The sequence below is a fragment of the Anatilimnocola floriformis genome (assembly GCF_024256385.1).
Taxonomy (GTDB): Bacteria; Planctomycetota; Planctomycetia; order Pirellulales; family Pirellulaceae; genus Anatilimnocola; species Anatilimnocola floriformis.
In genome coordinates, this window is record NZ_JAMLFW010000001.1 from 5692990 (window position 1) to 5710231 (window position 17242).

Below are 17242 nucleotides of genomic sequence, written 5' to 3' on the forward strand. Positions count from 1 at the left end.
TAACGTTTCAGAAATTTACCCCATGGTGACGCTCAAAGACGGCAAACTTCGCCACTATGACCCGGCTCGGGAAATCTCTGCCGCCGCAAACCGTATAGGCGGCCTATTCGGTAAAGCCGCGGAACTCTCGGCTCCCCCGCTCGGGCACTTTTGTGAGGAGCACGCTGTTCGAACCCCAGCCAACGAGTTCGAGGCGAGACTGGTGCGACAGAATGTCCTTGCTGAATTGAGCAACAACGTTGGCTGCATCGGCGATGGTAGCGTCGTCGATTTTTCCCGTCACCAAAGCGACTGGGCCGCGGAAATTTCCAGGCCTCACGAGCACTGCTCCCGGCATGTGATGGTGCAACCTTTCGAGATGATCTCCTTCGGCTGCGTTCTTGGCGACAACGAGATGGGCTTGTTCGCCGCGCCACAAATGGCGCCCCACCTTTAACGTCATGTAGAGATGGGCATGGGGATGCGAATTGATCTTCAGCATCCGCGCGAGGCGGGCTGCATAGGTTGGTTCGAGCAGTGCACAGCCGGCGAGATGTCCTTTCGGTTCGGTCAGTTCCCATTCTCGCGCGAGTTTGAGTTGCTCTTTCCTCGCTTTGCCATGCCAATCGAAAAGGAGATTGCGATCGACCCAGCCTTCGACCTCTGGCTTTGTCGGCGGCAGTAACTTCGCCGACAAAGGCCGCAGCAATAGATCATCCGCCTTGCCGTGATAAGCAATTGTTTCGAGATCGCACGAGCGGAGACTGCTGGGCCGTTGGCCAACGACTTCGCCGGAAATCAAAAACGCTGCACCGAGATACGCGAGTTTCTCCCGCATGCGTGCGACCATCTGGCTGCGGCAATCGAGGCAGGGGGCCATTCCTTCGGCGAAACCCAATCGCGGCCAGATAATCGACGAGGGCAATGAGTAATTCGGCTCGAACCGCAGTTCGATTTGCAACCGCCTCGCAGCTTCGCTGGCTCCACTGATCAGCAGTGGATGCGAAAACAGTGAGTAATAACAAAAGCCGACAACTTCAATCCCTTGCCGCTGCATGAGTCGCACGGCGATTTGTGAATCGAGTCCACCAGTGAAAAGAGCGAGGCAACGCATGATGGACTTCAGACTGCAGCGGCGTTTCGGTGAAAACGCGATTGTAGGAGTTTAATGCAGCTGCATTTTAGCCATCGGCTGAAGCCGGTGGCTAAGCACGAAAGCACTGACGTTGAGCGTATTGGACCAACGCGATTTGCTGCAGCTGTGGCCTTTCGCCTGTTTGGCAGCAACTTACAATAAACAGCGGTTCATCGCCCTACTTCTCTCCAGAGGATTCCCCCTTGGCTGGCCTGGTGCTCGACGGCAAGAAAATTGCCACGCAAATTGAAACGGAATTGGCCGTCGAAGTCGCCGATTTTGTCGAAAACAACGGCTATAGCCCGACGCTGGCCGCCGTGCTGGTCGGCGACGATCCGGCGAGCGCGGTCTATGTGCGGAACAAGGGCCTGGCCTGCGATCGCGTCGGCATCGATAGCAAAATGCATCGCCTGCCAGCCGAAACAGGCGAAGAAGAACTGCTGGAACTGATTGCCACGCTCAATGCCGATGAAAACGTCAACGGCATCCTGGTGCAGTTGCCGTTGCCGCCGCAGATTCGGGCATCGCGAATTCTCGACGCGGTACATCCTCTGAAGGACGTTGATTGTTTTCATGCCGAGAACGTCGGCCTGCTCGTGCAAGGCCGACCGCGCTATTTGCCCTGCACTCCGCACGGCGTGCTGCAGATCATAGATCGCAGCGGCTTGAGTGTCGCGGGCAAGCATTGTGTTGTCGTGGGCCGAAGCGATATCGTCGGCAAGCCGATCACGACACTCCTCGCGGCCAAGGATTCTCCTGTCGGTCCGAATTGCTGCAATGCAACGGTCACCATGTGCCACAGCCGCACGGCCGATCTCGCGGCGATCACGCGCACTGCCGATGTGATCGTTGCCGCCATCGGTCAGCCGAAATTCATCAAAGCCCACATGGTCAAGCCGGGCGCGATCGTGATCGACGTCGGCATCAATCGCACCGACGCCGGCATGTGCGGCGATGTCGATTACGACGCAGTCCGCGAAGTCGCCAGCGCGATCACGCCAGTGCCGCGCGGCGTCGGCCCGCTCACCGTCGTCATGCTGATGCACAACACTCTCTCCGCGGCCCGCTGCCAACTGACGTAAGATCCAATCATGCCCAGCGAACACGTCGATCCACCCCAAAGCATCCGCCGCGATCATCCCGCCGGCGCGCTGCAGATCACCTGGCACGATGGCCTTGATGTCGCCGTGCCGTATCGCGTCGCCCGCGCGGCCTGTGGTTGTGCTCATTGCGTTGACGAAATGACCGGTGAACGACTGGTGTTCATCGATGACATCGATCCGAATGTGATCGCCAATGAACTGCAAGCTGTCGGCGCTTATGCGATTCGCATCCAGTGGAGCGACGGTCACAACACCGGACTGTACACCTGGCCTCAGTTGCGAGCCCTCAGCGAAGATGCCTCGCGGCCGAAGACTGAAAAAAATACGACCGGCAACTGATTTTCTAAGTGAGCTTCAAATGAATCGCCTCTCGCTGGTTGCGTTGTTGTTGCTGGCGATAGTCAGGCAAGCTCAGGCCGGCGATTGGCCACAGATTCTCGGGCCGCAGCGTAACGGCCAGGCGGAAAAAGAAAAGCTGTTCGATACTTGGCCGGCCGCAGGGCCGAAGTCGGAATGGAGTTACTCACTCGGCAGCGGCTACGCCGGCCCCGCCGTTGTCGGCAAGCGCGTGATTGTGTTTCATCGCCGCGAAGACCAGGAAATCGTCGAAGCCATCGACCTGACCACCGGCAAGCCGCTGTGGAAGGCAGAGTTTATCGCGACCTATAGCGGCGGTATCGATAGCGACAAAGGGCCGCGCTGCGTGCCCGTTGTGAAGGACGGCCGCGTGTTTGTCTACGGCGCTGCCGGCGACTTGCACTGTGTTTCGCTCGACAAAGGCGAGGAACTCTGGTCGCGCAGCCTGATGGCCGACTACGCCGGGGATGAAGGCTACTTTGGTGCGGGAAGCACGCCGCTGGTGATCGGCGATTATGTCGTTACGAACATCGGCGGTCGCGGAGCGGGGCTCGTCGGCGTTGACGTGAAGACTGGCAAAACGGCCTGGCAGTCGAGCAACGAGGGAGCGAGCTACGCAGCGCCGACTTCGGTCACCGTCGGCGGCAAGGAACAAGGGTTGTTCGTTACGCGACTCAACGCATTGCTCGTCGATCCAGCAACCGGCAAGACCAGCCCGCTGCTCCCTTTCGGCAAGCGCGGGCCGACGGTGAACGCTGCCACTCCGATTGTGTTCGACGGCCAGGTGTTTCTTACTGCGAGCTATAACATCGACGCCGTGCTGGCCACGGTCGCCTCACCTGCCGAAGTTCGTTGGCAAGACGGCGACACTCTTAGCAGTCAGTATGCGACCCCCGTTTATCGCGACGGCTATCTCTATGGCATCCATGGGCGTGAAGATCAGCCACCAGCAGGAGCCCTACGCTGCATCAATGCCAAGACGGGCAAGGTAAAGTGGGAGAAGCCCGACTTCGGCATCGCCCACGCCATTCTCGTCGGCGACAAACTGCTGCTCACCAAAGTCAGCGGTGAATTAGTGCTAGTCGCTGCATCGCCCGATGGCTACCGCGAACTGGCAACATTCACGGTCGCTCGCCCACGTGATCCCAGCCACAACATCCTGCGGCCGCTGCCGGCCCTCTCGCAAGGTCGCTACCTGACGCGAACTACGGAGGCGGGCCAAGGAAAGTTGATTTGCTTGCGCGTGGGAGAATAAGGGAATTCTGGCAGCTATGCAGCCAATCGTGAAAATGCTGTTGCGCGGCGCTGTGTTGCTGCTGATCGCGGCCTTGGTCTGCCTCGGTTATCTGGCCTCGCACTACCGCGTTTACAGCCTCGCAGGATTGAATTCCTACAGCGCGATGGCCAAAGAGTGCCCTGCGGCTTGGAGAGAGTTTCACTTCCGACGCTTTCGCGCAGGGGCAGATATCGAGGAAGTCATCCGCGTAACCAAACCGCTCCATGTTGAGCGTCACAGAGATTGGGTGACGCTGCAGTACCAGGCTCCGGGCTCTTCTAGTGGAATTACGGCCCATGCCCACCACGGCCAACTGGTCCTCGCGTATGCCTGGAGCTGCGCGTGGATCCGACTCTTCGTCGACGATCTGTCGGAAGGGGAATCGCAAGAGCTGATGGGCGTTTCCAAACGTGATCCACGGCGATTCGGTATTGTGCCCGTTTACCGCTGAGATGGCTTACTCACGCGCTCGACCTACGCCTTCCGTCCCAGCATCCGATCCATCGCATCGCTGGTGTGATAGACAATCGCTTCAGGCCAGTGCGGGAATGGGTTGAAGTATTCGAACGTGAGATAGCCGCGATAGCTGGTCTGGTCGAGTGCTTCGAGGACCGCGGGCCAGTTCGTCGTGCCGTCGAGAAGTAAGCGGAAGGTGTTGAGGTTGAACTCATGCACCTTTTTGCTGTACTCCTTAAGGTGAATGTTCTGGATTCGTTTACCAAGCTGCGGGATCCAGTGCTCCGGGAAGTGATACTGCATGATGTTGCCAGTATCGAAGTGAACCTTCACCCACTTGCTGTGGAATGAGTCGACGAACTGGTTGATCTCTTGCGGGCTGTGCAGAAAGCCGTTGGCGAAGATGTTTTCGATGTTGATGTAAACCTGATTTTTCTCGGCCGCGGGGAGCATCTTCTTCACTCCTTCGGTCGCGCGCGCGAGCGCTACGTCGTGAGCGACGGGCGGTTCGTCGGGAATCCACGGCGCGTAGACGGAGCCCGGCACGCAGAGCAGGTTCTCGGTGCCGACCAGGCGAGCGGCTTCGATCATCTTCAATGCGAGCTCTACGCCCTTCTTACGGCGATCGGGATCCTCGTGCGTGAACGCATAGGGCCAAAAGAGAAACGAGCACACGCCGCTGATCTCGATGCCGATGCGGCGGGCCTGTTCGCCGATCGCTTTGATCTGCTCGGGAGTTGAATCGGGCGACAAGTCGCCGTCGAGTGCGTAATTCACTTCGACCGCATCAAAACCGGCGTCCTTGCAAAGCTTGAAACACTCGACGAGGGACATCTTCTGCGGATACGGCAACGCCCAGAGATTGATCGACTTCTTCATCTCGTATCGCTTCGTCGGCTTCGCATTTCCACCGACCGAAGCCGGTCCCGGCGTTTTCGTCTTATCATCGGCGAGCAAACCTTGCGTTGCCAAAAACGAAGTACCAAACGCCGCCGAGTAAGCGAAGATTTCGCGACGGCTGAGCGAGCTTTGCGCGGCGAGCGAGTCATCAGAAGAGGCAGTCATAGCGCAGTTTCCTCGGGCTATTTCGCGGAGAGGGAAGGTCGATACGGCGCAGCGTACTGTCTGTCTCGGCGCAGCGAAAGCTGCGGTGCGGGCAGCTAGCGCTTACTTACGAGACTTTGCAAGATAGAATATAGGTATGACCACTGTCTCCCTTTCCGAGTTAAACGCCAACCCCCTGGAACTAATGCGCCGAGTCGCAGCAGGCGAGACTCTGCTTGTCTTGGATGGAGAGAAGGCAGTGGCCGAGATTCGCCCTGCTGAAGTTCGCCGTCCCTCGGGCTTGTGCGCTGGTCAGTTCGTTGTGCCAGATGATTTCGATGCACCGCTGCCGGATGAAATCCTGCGCGACTTTAACCTGCAATGAAGTTGCTACTAGATACGCAGATTTTTCTTTGGCTGATCGCTGGTGACCCCCGGTTACCGAGGGCGTGGCATGTCGCGATCACGGACAATTCGGCCGATGTGGCCTTGAGTGTTGCTTCGATTTGGGAAGCAACGATCAAGTTCCAAATCGGCAAACTGCCGTTGCCAGGGCCTGCCGAGATGTTTCTTCCAGCCGCACGCGAGAGTCATCAGATCAGTTCGCTACCCATCAATGAGGAAGCGATTGTCGAACTCGCGAAACTTCCATTGTTGCATCGCGATCCATTTGACCGAATCATCGTTGCGCAGGCGATTCAAGATCAGCGCATTCTGGTAACTGCTGATCAGACGCTTCGGCAGTATCCCGTTCGTTGCCTGAGCTAACCTACATCTCAAACGTCTTCACCACTTCGGGCGGCGCCGGAGCGTACATGAGGGGTTCCATCGAGCAACTGGCGCGGCCTTGGCTCAGGCTGCGCATCGCTGAGGAATAGCCGAAGAGTTCTTTCAGCGGTGCGTGGGCTTCGATGGTGGTGAGCGTGCCACGGTTGTCGGTGCGAGAAATGATCGCGCGGCGGCGTTGCAGGTCGCCGACGAAGTCGCCGTGGTAATCGTCGGGGGTGACGATGTCGAGCTTCATGATCGGCTCGAGCAGGACCCTGCCTCCCTGCTCGAGTCCCTTTTCGAAGGCATCGGCGGCCGCGACTTTCATGGCGACGTCGGTGGTTTGTTCCGGGTTCCACTCGCCACCCAGCACGCTCACGCGGATCTTGATCAGTGGGAAACCCGCGATCAAACCGCCCCCTTCGCCCTTGCCCTTGAGTTCATCGACGGCAACGGTCATCAGCTCCGCTGGCACGCCATCAACAGGATTGAAATTGAGGACCTGCACCGGCGAAGCTGCCCCGCTGACCGGTTCCATCTTGAGCCGGACTTTCGCAAACAACTGTTTGCCGTTGATCAGGCGGTTGCATTCCCCAACGACTTCCACCGCGTGATCGATCGACTCGCGATAGCTCACCTGCGGCTTGTGGAACTTCACGTTGAGCGCAAAGTCACGCAGCAGGCGGTTCTTCACCACTTCGAGATGCAATTCACCCATGCCGCTGATCAGCGTTTGGCCGGTTTCGCCGGAGATGACCGAGAGCGTCGGGTCCTGCCGCTTGAGCATGTCGAGCGTGTCGTTGAGCTTCTTCCGTTCGGTGCTGTTCTCGGGCTCGATCGCCATCGAGATAACCGTCTCGGGGAACTTGATCGTTTCAAGCAGGATAGGCTCGCGCGTGTCACAGATCGTATCGCCGGTGATCGACTGCCGCAGGCCGATGATGCCGACGATGTCGCCGCAGCGGGCCTCGTCGACTTGCTCTTCCTTGCGGGTCGCATGAATGTGCCACAGCTGCGCGACGTTCTCTTTGATGTCTTTGCCGGGATTCAGCACGCGCGAGTTCGACTTGAGCACGCCCGAATAAACGCGGACCCAGTGCATGTCGCCCGTCTTCGCCGGCAGCACCTTGAACACCAAGCCGCAGAACGGCTCGTCGGGTTTTGGTGCGCGCTTATCCGTCGCAGATTTTTTCTTCTTATCGCCGACGGCTTCGCCTTCGACGGGCGGCATGTCAGCCGGGCTGGGCAAATAGTAGCCGACTGCGTCGAGCACAGGTTGCACACCCATGCCGTGCAGCGCACTGCCGCATAAGACCGGCTGAATCTGCATCGCCAGCGTCGCTTCGCGGAGCGTTTTGCGGATCAGTTCCGGCGGGATCGGTTTTTCTTCGAGTGCGAGACTCATCATCTCGTTGCTAAAGCTGTAGAGCTTTTCGAGCATCTGTTCGCGCCAGGCGGCGGCATCGAGCGCGTGATCTTCCGGAATTTCGCCGACGTAGATCTCGCGAACAAGCGGATCGGCGGGGAAGGTGATGCACTTCATTTCCACGAGATCGATCACACCGCGAAACGGGCTGGGATAGTGCGCCGGGCCGATGCCGACCGGAATGGCGATGACCAGCGGATTGCCGTTCAGCCGGTCGGTGATCTGACCGACGACGGCTTCGAAGTTGGCTCCTTCGCGGTCGAGCTTGTTGATGAAGCAGATCCGCGGCACTTTGTATTTGTCGGCTTGTCGCCAGACAGTTTCGCTCTGCGCTTCGACACCTTCGCGAGCACTGAAAACCACGACAGCGCCATCGAGCACACGCAGGCAACGCTCGACCTCGGCCGTGAAGTCGACGTGGCCGGGAGTATCGAGCAGATTGACGACGATGTCCTTCCAGTTGAACGTCACGCACGCGGCGTAGATCGTGATGCCGCGTTCCTGCTCTTCGGCATCGTCGTCGGTCGTCGTCGTTCCCAAATCGACGCCGCCCGGACGGTGCTTGGCGCCGCTGTAAAACAACATCTTCTCCGTAACCGTGGTCTTGCCGGCGTCGATGTGGGCAATGATGCCGATGTTGCGGATTTTTTCGAGAGTACGAGAAGCCATGGCTGGATCAATTCAGTTCTGAGTTTTGAGTTTTGAGTCCTGAGACAGAAAGAGGATGAGTTGCTGTCTTGTCTCAGAACTCAAAACTCAGAACTCAGAACTGCTTTCCGTCGGCGCACGAAAAAGCCGCGAATCGTTTACACGCGCCGCGGCTTTAAGTTTATCAGATTGACTACCAGGCGAAGTGAGCGAACGCCTTGTTGGCGTCGGCCATGCGGTGCACGTTTTCGCGCTTGGTGAAGGCGACGCCTTCCTTGTTGTAGGCGGCCATCAGTTCGTCGGCCAGCTTTTGGAACATCGGGCGACCCTTCTTCTCGCGGCAAGCAGCGAGAATCCAGCGGATGGCCAGCGATTGCTGACGGTTACGATTGACCTGCATCGGAACCTGGTAAGCAGCACCACCGACGCGGCGGCTGCGAACTTCGACGTAGGGCTTCACGTTTTCGACGGCAGCGTGGAAGACCTCGATCGGTTCCTTGTCCGGAATCTTTTCCTTGATCTGGTCGAGCGCGTCGTAGAAGAGCACCTGAGCGACGCTCTTCTTACCGCTGAACATCAAGCAGTTGATGAACTTGCCGGCCAGGACCGAACGATAACGTGGATCCGGCTTGAGGGTGGTCGCACTGGCAGTAATCTTGCCCATACAAAATCCGAAACAAAGGCGTTGAATTGTTGAAAGCAATCCGCCGTGCAATTCACGGCGGTGAAATGATCTGGGGACGAGCAGCGATTAGCTTAGCTTCCCTTAGCCCCGTACTTACTGCGGGCCTGTTTGCGGCCCGAAACGCCCAGCGTATCGCGGACGCCGCGGACGACGTGATAGCGCACACCCGGTAGATCGCGAATACGGCCACCACGCACGAGCACGATCGAGTGTTCTTGCAGGTTGTGACCTTCGCCTGGGATGTACACGGTCACTTCGCGACCGGTGCTGAGGCGCACGCGAGTGATCTTCCGCAGAGCCGAGTTCGGCTTCTTGGGAGTCATGGTGCGCACAATCAAGCACACGCCCTGCTTGAAGGGGTTCTTCTCCAGCACGGGCGACTTGCTGAACACGCGCTTCTGGCGGCGTGGTTTGCGGACCAATTGATTGATCGTGGGCATACGTACGTTTCTTACTGTCTCTGAACTTTCAGGGTCAGGGGAATCCAATAGCCTATCAGTCTGGCCAGGGCTGTCAAGGCAAGGTGACGGCCTTTTCGGGGTGTGTTTGAGGAAAAGAGTCCCACACGCAGCCAGGGGAAATGGTCCGGGGCTCTCGGCAGTTGCTAAGCCACCTTCCGCAGCACCAAACTCGTGTTACTACCCCCAAAACCGAACGAATTTGACATCACAACCCGCACATCTGCCGCCTGGCTCTGGTTGCGGATATGGCAGAGCTCGTGCTCCGGGTCGTCCAAATTGATGGTCGGGGGAAGAGCCTGCCGCTGGATGGCGGTAATGCTAGCAAGGGCCTCGAGCGAAGCAGCCGCACTCAGCAGATGGCCGGTGATGCTCTTGGTCGAGCTAACCGGGGTCGATGCCGTGTGCGCGCCGAAGACGCCCATCAGGGCTCGAGCCTCGGCGTCGTCGCCAACCGAGGTGCCCGGGGCGTGCGCGTTCACGTAGCTGACCTGGTCGGGCGTGATCTGAGCATCGACCAGCGCGCCCCGCATTGCGGTCATCGCGGGCTGTGGATCCTTGCTGGGAATAATCATGTGAAAGGCATCGCTCGACGCCCCAAAGCCAGCCACTTCAGCGAGCACGTTGGCGCCGCGACGGCGGGCTACATGCTCCGATTCCAAGACGTGCGCGACGGCTCCCTCGGCCATCACAAAGCCATGGCGTTCCTTATCGAACGGCCGCGAGGCTCGCTGAAAGTTGTCCACGTTGCGCGACAGCGCCCGCAGGTTATGAAACGTCGCGCGGCAGATCGGCGTGACGACTTCCACCGCCCCGGCCACACAGACATCGACCAAGCCCTGCTGAATCCAATTGCGGGCCACGGCGAGCGCATAGTTGCCGCTGGCACAGGCAGCCGCGACAGTGCTGCTGGGACCACGCAGTCCGAGCCGAGCCCGGGTCAAACTGACGATCGATTCTGTCTCGCGCGATTCGTAGAGATCATTACCGCCGACAGCGCAGTCGTTCTCCCAGTGATTCACCCATTCGCCGCCGCAACCAAGCACGATTCCAATTCGCACGTCGTCGCGATTCAACCAACCTGCATCGGCGAGCGCCGACGAACAACTCCAGAGCGCGGCTTGTTCTCCGGGCAACAATTTGCGGAAGTCGCTCTCCGTCCAGCCTGCCGGCACGGGGATCGGCGGCAACAAGCAGCCGGGCGAGCGAAACTCGTGATCGCCGACACGGTCGACCACGATCTGCACCGGCGAGCGCCCGGCCAGCAAGTTGTCGCTGAAGGTCTCGCGATCCGAGCCCAAAGACGTCGTCAGGCCAACGCCAGTAATCCAAACGCGAGGTGCAGTCATGTTGCTTCTTTTAAAAATGAACTCGTTCGACTATGCCGCCCGAACCAACGACTGCGCCGGCTGCGCCAATTCCACCTCGATCGCTGCGCCCCAATTCAAGTTCCAAGTCAGCTGCAGTGGCTGTCGCTTGACGTCGGCCGCTTGCAGTTGGCGAACGAGTTGCGGCGTGGTGATTTCTGGATGAGTCGTTGCGGCGCTCGATTCCGTGCGCAGTTGCAATGAACCACACCTTTCCTGACCCGCAGGCTGAGCAATGAGGGCAAAGGCAAAACACTCTGGCTCGTTCGTGCAATTGCCCGTCTGATCGATAATCGGTTCGGGATCCCAACCGGTGCCGACCAGCAACACGCCGGGGATATCCAACTGGCCAAACATGGTGAGCAGCGTGACGAACGCATCGTCTAGCACATGAGGCCCGCCGCCGACGCCCACGTTCGGGCCTTGGCAGCCGAGCAGCACGCTGATGGCACCCGATACGCTGTGCAGCGAGTGCTGCGAGATGATGTGCGGCGTGACTCCCTGCGCGCCATCGCGGCGGTAGCGGCGAATGACCGCTTCGCCGGCCGCTCGGCCGAGAAAACGGGGAGCCGCGAGCACACCAAACTTCGCCAACGACTTCGGATCGAACCCATGCCGCTGGATTGCGTCATCGACGGCCTGCGCCGCGAGCATCGACTGCTCATCGGCGTGCTTGAAGAAGTGGCCAGGTGTGCCTTCCACAGCCCATGCCGGCAGCGAACGCCGCAGTCCGGCGAATTCCGCCAGTTGCATTCGCGCGTAACCCCAGCCCATCACTTGAATAGCCGAGCCGAAAGTCATGAGGACACCGCGCAATCCATTGCGAAGAGGTAGCTGCCGCTGACCGCGTCATGCGAGCAGGGCTGGAATGGCCAGGCAAAAATCAGGCGGCCTTGGTCTTCGGCCGGGCGGCGATCTTGGCTTGCAAGAGATTGAGCAGGTCGCCGAAGGTCTTCACGCCTTCGAATTCATCGGAGCCAATCGCGATGCCGAATTTGCGTTCGGCGTGCAGCGCCATGCTGAGCAAGTCGACCGAATCAATCTTCAAGCCGGTGCGTAAATTGGTGGCGTCGGTGACGTGATCTACTGATTCAAACGTTTCGAGTTGCAGCAGTTCCAGCAAGCTCGCGCGAATGGCCTGACGATCCATGGAAATCCCTTTCCTGAACTCAAATGGTAATCCTTGCCAACAATAGGAATACCAAAGATGGCCCAAATGGGATACCTGAGTTTTTCGCGCAGCCGTGCGTCAGGCGGCCTTCTTGTTCGCTGCTGGCTGTGCTGGCATTTCCGGTGGAGCGGCATTTCTGCCTTGCACGCGAACGCGGGCGGCCCACTCCTCGGCCAGTCCGCTCACGCGTTCCAGTTCCGCTTCCAAGTGCAGCCGCCAGTGTTCCAAGCCGGCGCGATCGAGATCAGGCGGAATGCAAACCGGTGCGCTGGCAACCGCGCAGATGTGACTGCCGGGAACCGGCACCGCAAAGCGATCCCAACTATTGGCCCGCCAGGCGCGCGAGTAACCAATGCCCAAGAGCACAACGGGAATGCCCGTGGTCGAAGAGACCCAGACCGCGCCCGATTGCATCTGCCGACGAGGGCCGCGCGGGCCATCGGGCGTGACGACGATGTTGTTGTTCGAGCCGCACTCCTGAATCATCGAATGCACTGCCTGGCAACCGCCACGCGTGGTGGAACCGCGAATGACTCCCAGCCCCAGCCACTGACAGACCTGCGCAATCCACTCGCCGTCGGCATGCTGACTAATGAGAACCTTGCATTGCCCCGGATCGCACAGCGGCCCGAGATGCGCCTCATGCCACAGCGCATACAAGTACTGCTCGCTGGCAGGATTCGAGGGATGGTGACGGCCGTCGACACTGAACCGGGAAAAACGCATCGTCCGCAGCCAGCACCAAACCAGCGCCGCGACTCCGGCAGAGAGGAATTTGATTAGCCAACGATTACGAAGTTTCATAGGGGCGCGACGACTAAAGGACGGATCGAGGATGGCGTTTTGATCGATCCGGGCGGACGTGGCAAGATCAGTTCAGTTGCTAGCGATTCAGTGGTGCTGACGATACGAAAAAAGGACGGTCGATTTGCATCGACCGTCCTTCGGATTGGTTAGTGATCATCTCGCAGAGCGAGCTGAGTACCAGGTTTATTCCTTGCCACCGCCGAGGAGCGATTCCAGGGCGTTGCTCGGGGCCGGCTTGGTGCCAGGGGCCTGTGCTCCACTGTTGCCATTGCCGTCGCCTTGGGCGAGCAGCGGGAAGGCCGATTCGAGCACCTTGTCCTTCTCGAGCGACATGGCAGTGAGGGCTTCCGGACGGTAACGAACTTCCGAGTCCTGGAACTGACGGAAGCCAGTACCAGCAGGAATCAAGTGACCGAGGATCACGTTTTCCTTGAGGCCCACGAGATGGTCGACCTTGCCGGCCAGAGCCGCTTCGGTGAGAACCTTCGTGGTTTCTTGGAAGCTCGCAGCCGAGATAAAGCTGCTGCTTTGCACGGCTGCCTTGGTGATGCCGAGCAACTGCGTGCTCGCAGTCGCGCTCTTCGGCTTCACGCCCTTGGCTGCCTTGCCATGCAGCGACTCGATGCCCGTGTTGGTCTGTTCGATGGCTTCCTTCGGCACGATCGAACCATCGGCGTACTCCGAATCTCCCTTGTCGGAGATCTTGAGGCACTTCGACAGGTTCGTGTTGACCGAGCGGAAATCGAAGCGGTCCATCACGAGGCCCGGCAACAAGCTGGTGTCGCCCGAGGTTTCGATGCGGACCTTACGCAGCATGCGAGCCACGATGATTTCGATGTGCTTGTCGTTGATTTCCACGCGTTGGCTGCGATACACACCCTGAATTTCGTGCAGCAGGTATTGCTGCAGGGCTTCTTCGCCCGAAATCCGGAGGATGTCGTGCGGCACGAGCGGACCATCGACGAGGGCCTGGCCGGCCTTCACATGGTCGCCGGCATGCACGAGGAACCGCTTGCCGTGTGGCACGAGGTGTTCGCGTTCGATGCCGCTTTCGCTGCGGACGATGATCGTCCGCTTGCCACGCCGCTTCTCTTGCAGGATTTCGACAATGCCATCGACCTCGGCCATAACGGCTGGATCCTTCGGCTTGCGAGCTTCGAAGATTTCCGTAACCCGCGGCAAACCACCGGTGATGTCGGCGATGCCCGTGGCTTCGCGAGGCGTCTTACCGAGGACCGAGCCGGCTTTCACGATCTTGCCTTCTTCGACCACGATGTGGGCTCGTTCCGGCAGGTAGTAAACTTCGACCGGCTTGCCTTCGGCATCTTCGATCACGATCTGCGGGTGGAGCTCACCCTTGTGATCCATGATCATCCGCCGCATGTTGCCGCTTGTGTCCTTTTCGACACGCAGCGTTTCGCCTTCGATCACGTCTTCGTAGCGGACCTTGCCCGCGACTTCGGCGAGAATCGGAATCGAGTGCGGATCCCATTCGAGCAGTACCTGACCTACCTTGACCGCCTCGTTTTCGGCCACCTTGAGGATGGCACCGTTCGGCACGTCGTACTTCTCGAGTTCGCGGCCCTTCGGATCGAGCAGCGTGATTTCGCCGTTACGAGTGAGGACCACGTCCTGACCTTCTTCGTTCTTCGCCGAACGAATGCGGGTCAGCTTGACGATACCTTCGCGCTTCGACTTGGTTTCGTGCTCTTCGACTTGACCGGTGTGCGTACCACCGATGTGGAACGTACGCATGGTCAGCTGAGTACCAGGTTCGCCGATCGACTGAGCGGCGATGATACCGACGGCCATGCCTTCTTCGACCATCGAACCGGTCGCGAGATCCATGCCGTAGCACAGCCGGCACACGCCGAGCGGAGCTTCGCAGGTCATCGAGCTGCGAACTTGGATCTTCTCCAAGCCCATGTCTTCGATCCGCTTGGCGACTTCGGGAGTGATGAGCTCGTTTTCCTTCACCACGGCTTCGTCGGTGATCGGATTGACGATGCTCTGGCGGCTGACGCGACCATGAATGGCTGCGGACAGCTTCACTTCCACCTTTTCGCCGCGATAGATCGTCCCCTTGGTAATGCCCTGGGTCGTCTTGCAGTCGTAGGTCGTGACGACCACGTTCTGCGCGACGTCGGCCAGCTTACGCGTGAGGTAACCCGAGTCGGCCGTCTTGAGGGCCGTATCGGCGAGACCCTTGCGGGCACCGTGCGTCGAGCTGAAGTACTCGAGCACCGTCAAACCTTCGCGGAAGTTCGACTTGATCGGCGTTTCGATAATTTCACCGGTCGGCTTGGCCATAAGACCACGCATGCCGGCTAGCTGACGGATTTGTTCGATACCACCTCGGGCACCCGAGTCCGCCATCAAGTACACCGGGTTAACGTAACCGTGACCGCCGCGGTCGTCGGTACGCATCGCTTCACGCATTTCGCTCGTGATCGCTTCGCGAGCGTGCGTCCAGGTGTCGAGCACCTGGTTGTAGCGTTCTTTTTCCGTGATCACGCCACGTTCATACAGCTTCTTGAACCGCATGACCTTCTTTTCGGCGTCGCTGATGTGGTTGACCTTGGTATCAGGTGTCACCAGATCGTCGGTGCCGAACGATAGACCGCTGCGAGTCGCTTCGCGGAAGCCGAGCTGCATCATGTCGTCGAGCAGCTGGATCGTCGGCTTGCGGCCGAGTGCTTGGTAGCAGTCGCTGATGCAGCTCGCCAGGTCCGAACCCTTCATCGCCTTGTTGTAGAAGTCCATCCCCTTGGGCAGGATGTTGTTGAACACCATGCGGCCGTAGGTGGTATTGATGATGGCGCCTGACTTGTGCTTTTCATCACCTTCGGTCTTCAGCTTTTGCCACTTCGGCAAGCGCACCTTCACCTTGGCGTGCAGGTGGATCTTGCCCATCGCGAAAGCCATTTCGGCTTCGCCGGCCGAAGCGAAGGTCATGCCTTCACCCTTTAAGCCGGGAAGTTCGACAGTTACGTAGTAGCAACCCATAACCATGTCCTGCGAAGGGCTCATGATCGGGCGGCCGTTGCTCGGGGCAAAGATGTTGTGCGGCGACAACAACAGCGTGTGAGCTTCGACCTGGGCTTCGATCGACAGCGGCAAGTGCACCGCCATTTGATCGCCGTCGAAGTCGGCATTGAAACCTTTGCACACCAGCGGATGCAGGTGGATGGCGTTACCTTCGACCAGCACCGGTTCGAAGGCCATAATACCCATGCGGTGGAGCGTGGGAGCACGATTCAGCATCACCGGGTGATTCTGAATGGCCGATTCGAGGATATCCCAAACTTCCTCGTCCTTCCGTTCGAGCATCTTCTTCGCGCTCTTGATGGTATCGGCGTGGCCGAGTTCCTTGAGCTTGCGAATGATGAACGGCTGATAGAGTTCGAGGGCGATCTTCTTCGGCAGACCGCACTGATGCAGGCGAAGACGCGGACCGACCACGATGACGGAGCGGGCCGAGTAATCGACGCGCTTACCGAGCAGGTTTTCGCGGAAACGACCTTGCTTACCCTTGATCATGTCCGTGAGGGACTTGAGAGGGCGATTGCTCGAACCGAGCACCGGCCGCTTGCAGCGGTTGTTGTCGAACAGAGCGTCGACCGATTGTTGCAGCATCCGCTTTTCGTTGCGAATGATGACTTCCGGCGCGTTCAGATCGACCAGCTTCCGCAGGCGGTTGTTGCGGTTGATGATGCGGCGATACAGATCGTTGAGATCGCTCGTCGCAAAGTTGCCGCTGTCGAGGAGCACCAGCGGACGCAGATCCGGCGGAATGACCGGCACGACGTCGAGCACCATCCACTCGGGACGGTTTTCGCTGTCGCGGATCGATTCGACGATCTTCAGCCGATTGATGAGGTCTTTCTTCTTCTGCTTCGAGTTGGTTTCGAACAGATTCTTACGGAGCGTGTCCGACAGCTCGACCAGGTTCAGACCACCGAGGAGCTTGCGCACCGCTTCGGCGCCCATGTCGGCTTCGAACGAACCTTCGCCGTACTGAGCGCGGGCGTCGCGATATTCTTCTTCGGTCAGCAGTTGTTCGCGTTCCAGGTTGGTCGAACCCGGATTCACAACCACGTAGTCCTGGAAGTAGATCACCTTTTCCAAGCTGCTGGTCTTCATATCCAGCAGGTTGCCGAGGCGGCTCGGCATGGCTTTGAAGAACCAGATGTGCACGACCGGCGCGGCCAGTTCGATGTGACCCATCCGCTTGCGGCGGACGCGGCTGTGCGTGACTTTCACGCCGCAGCGATCGCAGATCATCCCCTTGTACTTCATGCCGCGGTACTTGCCGCAGGCGCATTCCCAGTCCTTTTCAGGTCCGAAGATGCGTTCGCAGAACAAGCCGTCCTTTTCGGGACGATACGTGCGGTAGTTGATCGTTTCCGGCTTCTTCACTTCGCCGAAGGACCAGCTACGGATATCGTGCGGCCGGGCCAGGCTGATCTTGACCGAAGCGTAGTCATTAATGCGGTCGTAATTGGTGTCGCCGATGGACGCGTTCGACATTTCTTGCTCCTAAATTGCACCGGTGCTGCTGG

Annotated in this window: 16 protein-coding genes; 6 read left to right on the top strand and 10 right to left on the bottom strand. The window is 59.0% G+C overall.

Going from position 1 to position 17242, the window contains the following annotated elements:
• Window positions 1-103: 103 nt before the first annotated feature.
• Entirely contained in the window at window positions 104-1093 is a 990-nt protein-coding gene (locus M9Q49_RS22600; protein WP_254511132.1) for a hypothetical protein, read from the bottom strand.
• 224 nt (window positions 1094-1317) lie between these two features.
• Between M9Q49_RS22600 and M9Q49_RS22605 the strand changes: the two genes are divergently transcribed.
• Genes M9Q49_RS22605 through M9Q49_RS22620 form a run of 4 tightly spaced genes read left to right on the top strand, consistent with a single transcriptional unit; the run spans window position 1318 to window position 4301 of the window.
• Window positions 1318-2196 carry a bifunctional 5,10-methylenetetrahydrofolate dehydrogenase/5,10-methenyltetrahydrofolate cyclohydrolase gene (locus tag M9Q49_RS22605; protein WP_254511134.1) on the top strand — a complete coding sequence of 293 codons (879 nt, stop codon included), beginning with the start codon at window positions 1318-1320 and terminating at the stop codon, window positions 2194-2196.
• Window positions 2197-2205: 9 nt separating this feature from the next.
• The gene (locus tag M9Q49_RS22610) at window positions 2206-2556 is read left to right on the top strand and encodes a DUF971 domain-containing protein (RefSeq protein WP_254511136.1); all 351 of its coding nucleotides are present in this window, start codon (window positions 2206-2208) and stop codon (window positions 2554-2556) included.
• Between the two features lie 19 nt (window positions 2557-2575).
• On the top strand, window positions 2576-3829 hold the full coding sequence (locus M9Q49_RS22615) for a PQQ-binding-like beta-propeller repeat protein (protein WP_254511137.1): 1254 nt from the start codon (window positions 2576-2578) through the stop codon (window positions 3827-3829).
• A 28-nt stretch (window positions 3830-3857) separates the two neighbouring features.
• Window positions 3858-4301, top strand: a complete 444-nt coding sequence (locus tag M9Q49_RS22620) for a hypothetical protein (RefSeq protein WP_254511138.1) — start codon at window positions 3858-3860, stop codon at window positions 4299-4301.
• A gap of 23 nt (window positions 4302-4324) precedes the next feature.
• Here M9Q49_RS22620 and M9Q49_RS22625 read toward each other — a convergent pair whose 3' ends face one another.
• The gene (locus tag M9Q49_RS22625) at window positions 4325-5371 is read right to left on the bottom strand and encodes a sugar phosphate isomerase/epimerase family protein (RefSeq protein WP_254511139.1); all 1047 of its coding nucleotides are present in this window, start codon (window positions 5369-5371) and stop codon (window positions 4325-4327) included.
• A gap of 238 nt (window positions 5372-5609) precedes the next feature.
• Here M9Q49_RS22625 and M9Q49_RS35530 point away from each other — a divergent pair, with 238 nt between their 5' ends.
• Both M9Q49_RS35530 and M9Q49_RS22630 read left to right on the top strand, forming a co-directional pair.
• On the top strand, window positions 5610-5735 hold the full coding sequence (locus tag M9Q49_RS35530; RefSeq protein ID WP_261365087.1) for a hypothetical protein: 126 nt from the start codon (window positions 5610-5612) through the stop codon (window positions 5733-5735).
• Window positions 5732-6118: a type II toxin-antitoxin system VapC family toxin gene (locus M9Q49_RS22630; protein WP_254511140.1), complete on the top strand. Its 387-nt coding sequence runs from the start codon at window positions 5732-5734 to the stop codon at window positions 6116-6118. The genes M9Q49_RS35530 and M9Q49_RS22630 overlap by 4 nt, the downstream gene beginning before the upstream one ends.
• Window position 6119: 1 nt before the next feature.
• Here the strand turns inward: M9Q49_RS22630 and fusA are convergent, their stop codons facing one another.
• The 8 genes from fusA to rpoC all read right to left on the bottom strand — a co-directional run bounded on the left by fusA (window position 6120) and on the right by rpoC (window position 17210).
• Window positions 6120-8213 (bottom strand): elongation factor G, encoded by a 2094-nt coding sequence (gene fusA, locus M9Q49_RS22635; protein ID WP_254511141.1) that lies wholly within the window; start codon window positions 8211-8213, stop codon window positions 6120-6122.
• 172 nt (window positions 8214-8385) lie between these two features.
• Window positions 8386-8856 carry a 30S ribosomal protein S7 gene (rpsG, locus tag M9Q49_RS22640; RefSeq protein WP_254511142.1) on the bottom strand — a complete coding sequence of 157 codons (471 nt, stop codon included), beginning with the start codon at window positions 8854-8856 and terminating at the stop codon, window positions 8386-8388.
• Window positions 8857-8948: 92 nt separating this feature from the next.
• Window positions 8949-9317 carry a 30S ribosomal protein S12 gene (gene rpsL, locus M9Q49_RS22645; protein ID WP_254511143.1) on the bottom strand — a complete coding sequence of 123 codons (369 nt, stop codon included), beginning with the start codon at window positions 9315-9317 and terminating at the stop codon, window positions 8949-8951.
• Between the two features lie 164 nt (window positions 9318-9481).
• Window positions 9482-10684: a beta-ketoacyl-[acyl-carrier-protein] synthase family protein gene (locus tag M9Q49_RS22650; RefSeq protein ID WP_254511145.1), complete on the bottom strand. Its 1203-nt coding sequence runs from the start codon at window positions 10682-10684 to the stop codon at window positions 9482-9484.
• Between the two features lie 30 nt (window positions 10685-10714).
• The gene (locus M9Q49_RS22655; RefSeq protein ID WP_254511146.1) at window positions 10715-11503 is read right to left on the bottom strand and encodes a beta-ketoacyl synthase N-terminal-like domain-containing protein; all 789 of its coding nucleotides are present in this window, start codon (window positions 11501-11503) and stop codon (window positions 10715-10717) included.
• A gap of 82 nt (window positions 11504-11585) precedes the next feature.
• On the bottom strand, window positions 11586-11852 hold the full coding sequence (locus M9Q49_RS22660; RefSeq protein WP_254511147.1) for an acyl carrier protein: 267 nt from the start codon (window positions 11850-11852) through the stop codon (window positions 11586-11588).
• A 99-nt stretch (window positions 11853-11951) separates the two neighbouring features.
• Window positions 11952-12677 (bottom strand): lysophospholipid acyltransferase family protein, encoded by a 726-nt coding sequence (locus M9Q49_RS22665; RefSeq protein WP_254511148.1) that lies wholly within the window; start codon window positions 12675-12677, stop codon window positions 11952-11954.
• 186 nt (window positions 12678-12863) lie between these two features.
• Window positions 12864-17210 (bottom strand): DNA-directed RNA polymerase subunit beta', encoded by a 4347-nt coding sequence (gene rpoC / locus M9Q49_RS22670; RefSeq protein WP_254511149.1) that lies wholly within the window; start codon window positions 17208-17210, stop codon window positions 12864-12866.
• Between the last annotated feature and the right edge of the window lie 32 nt (window positions 17211-17242).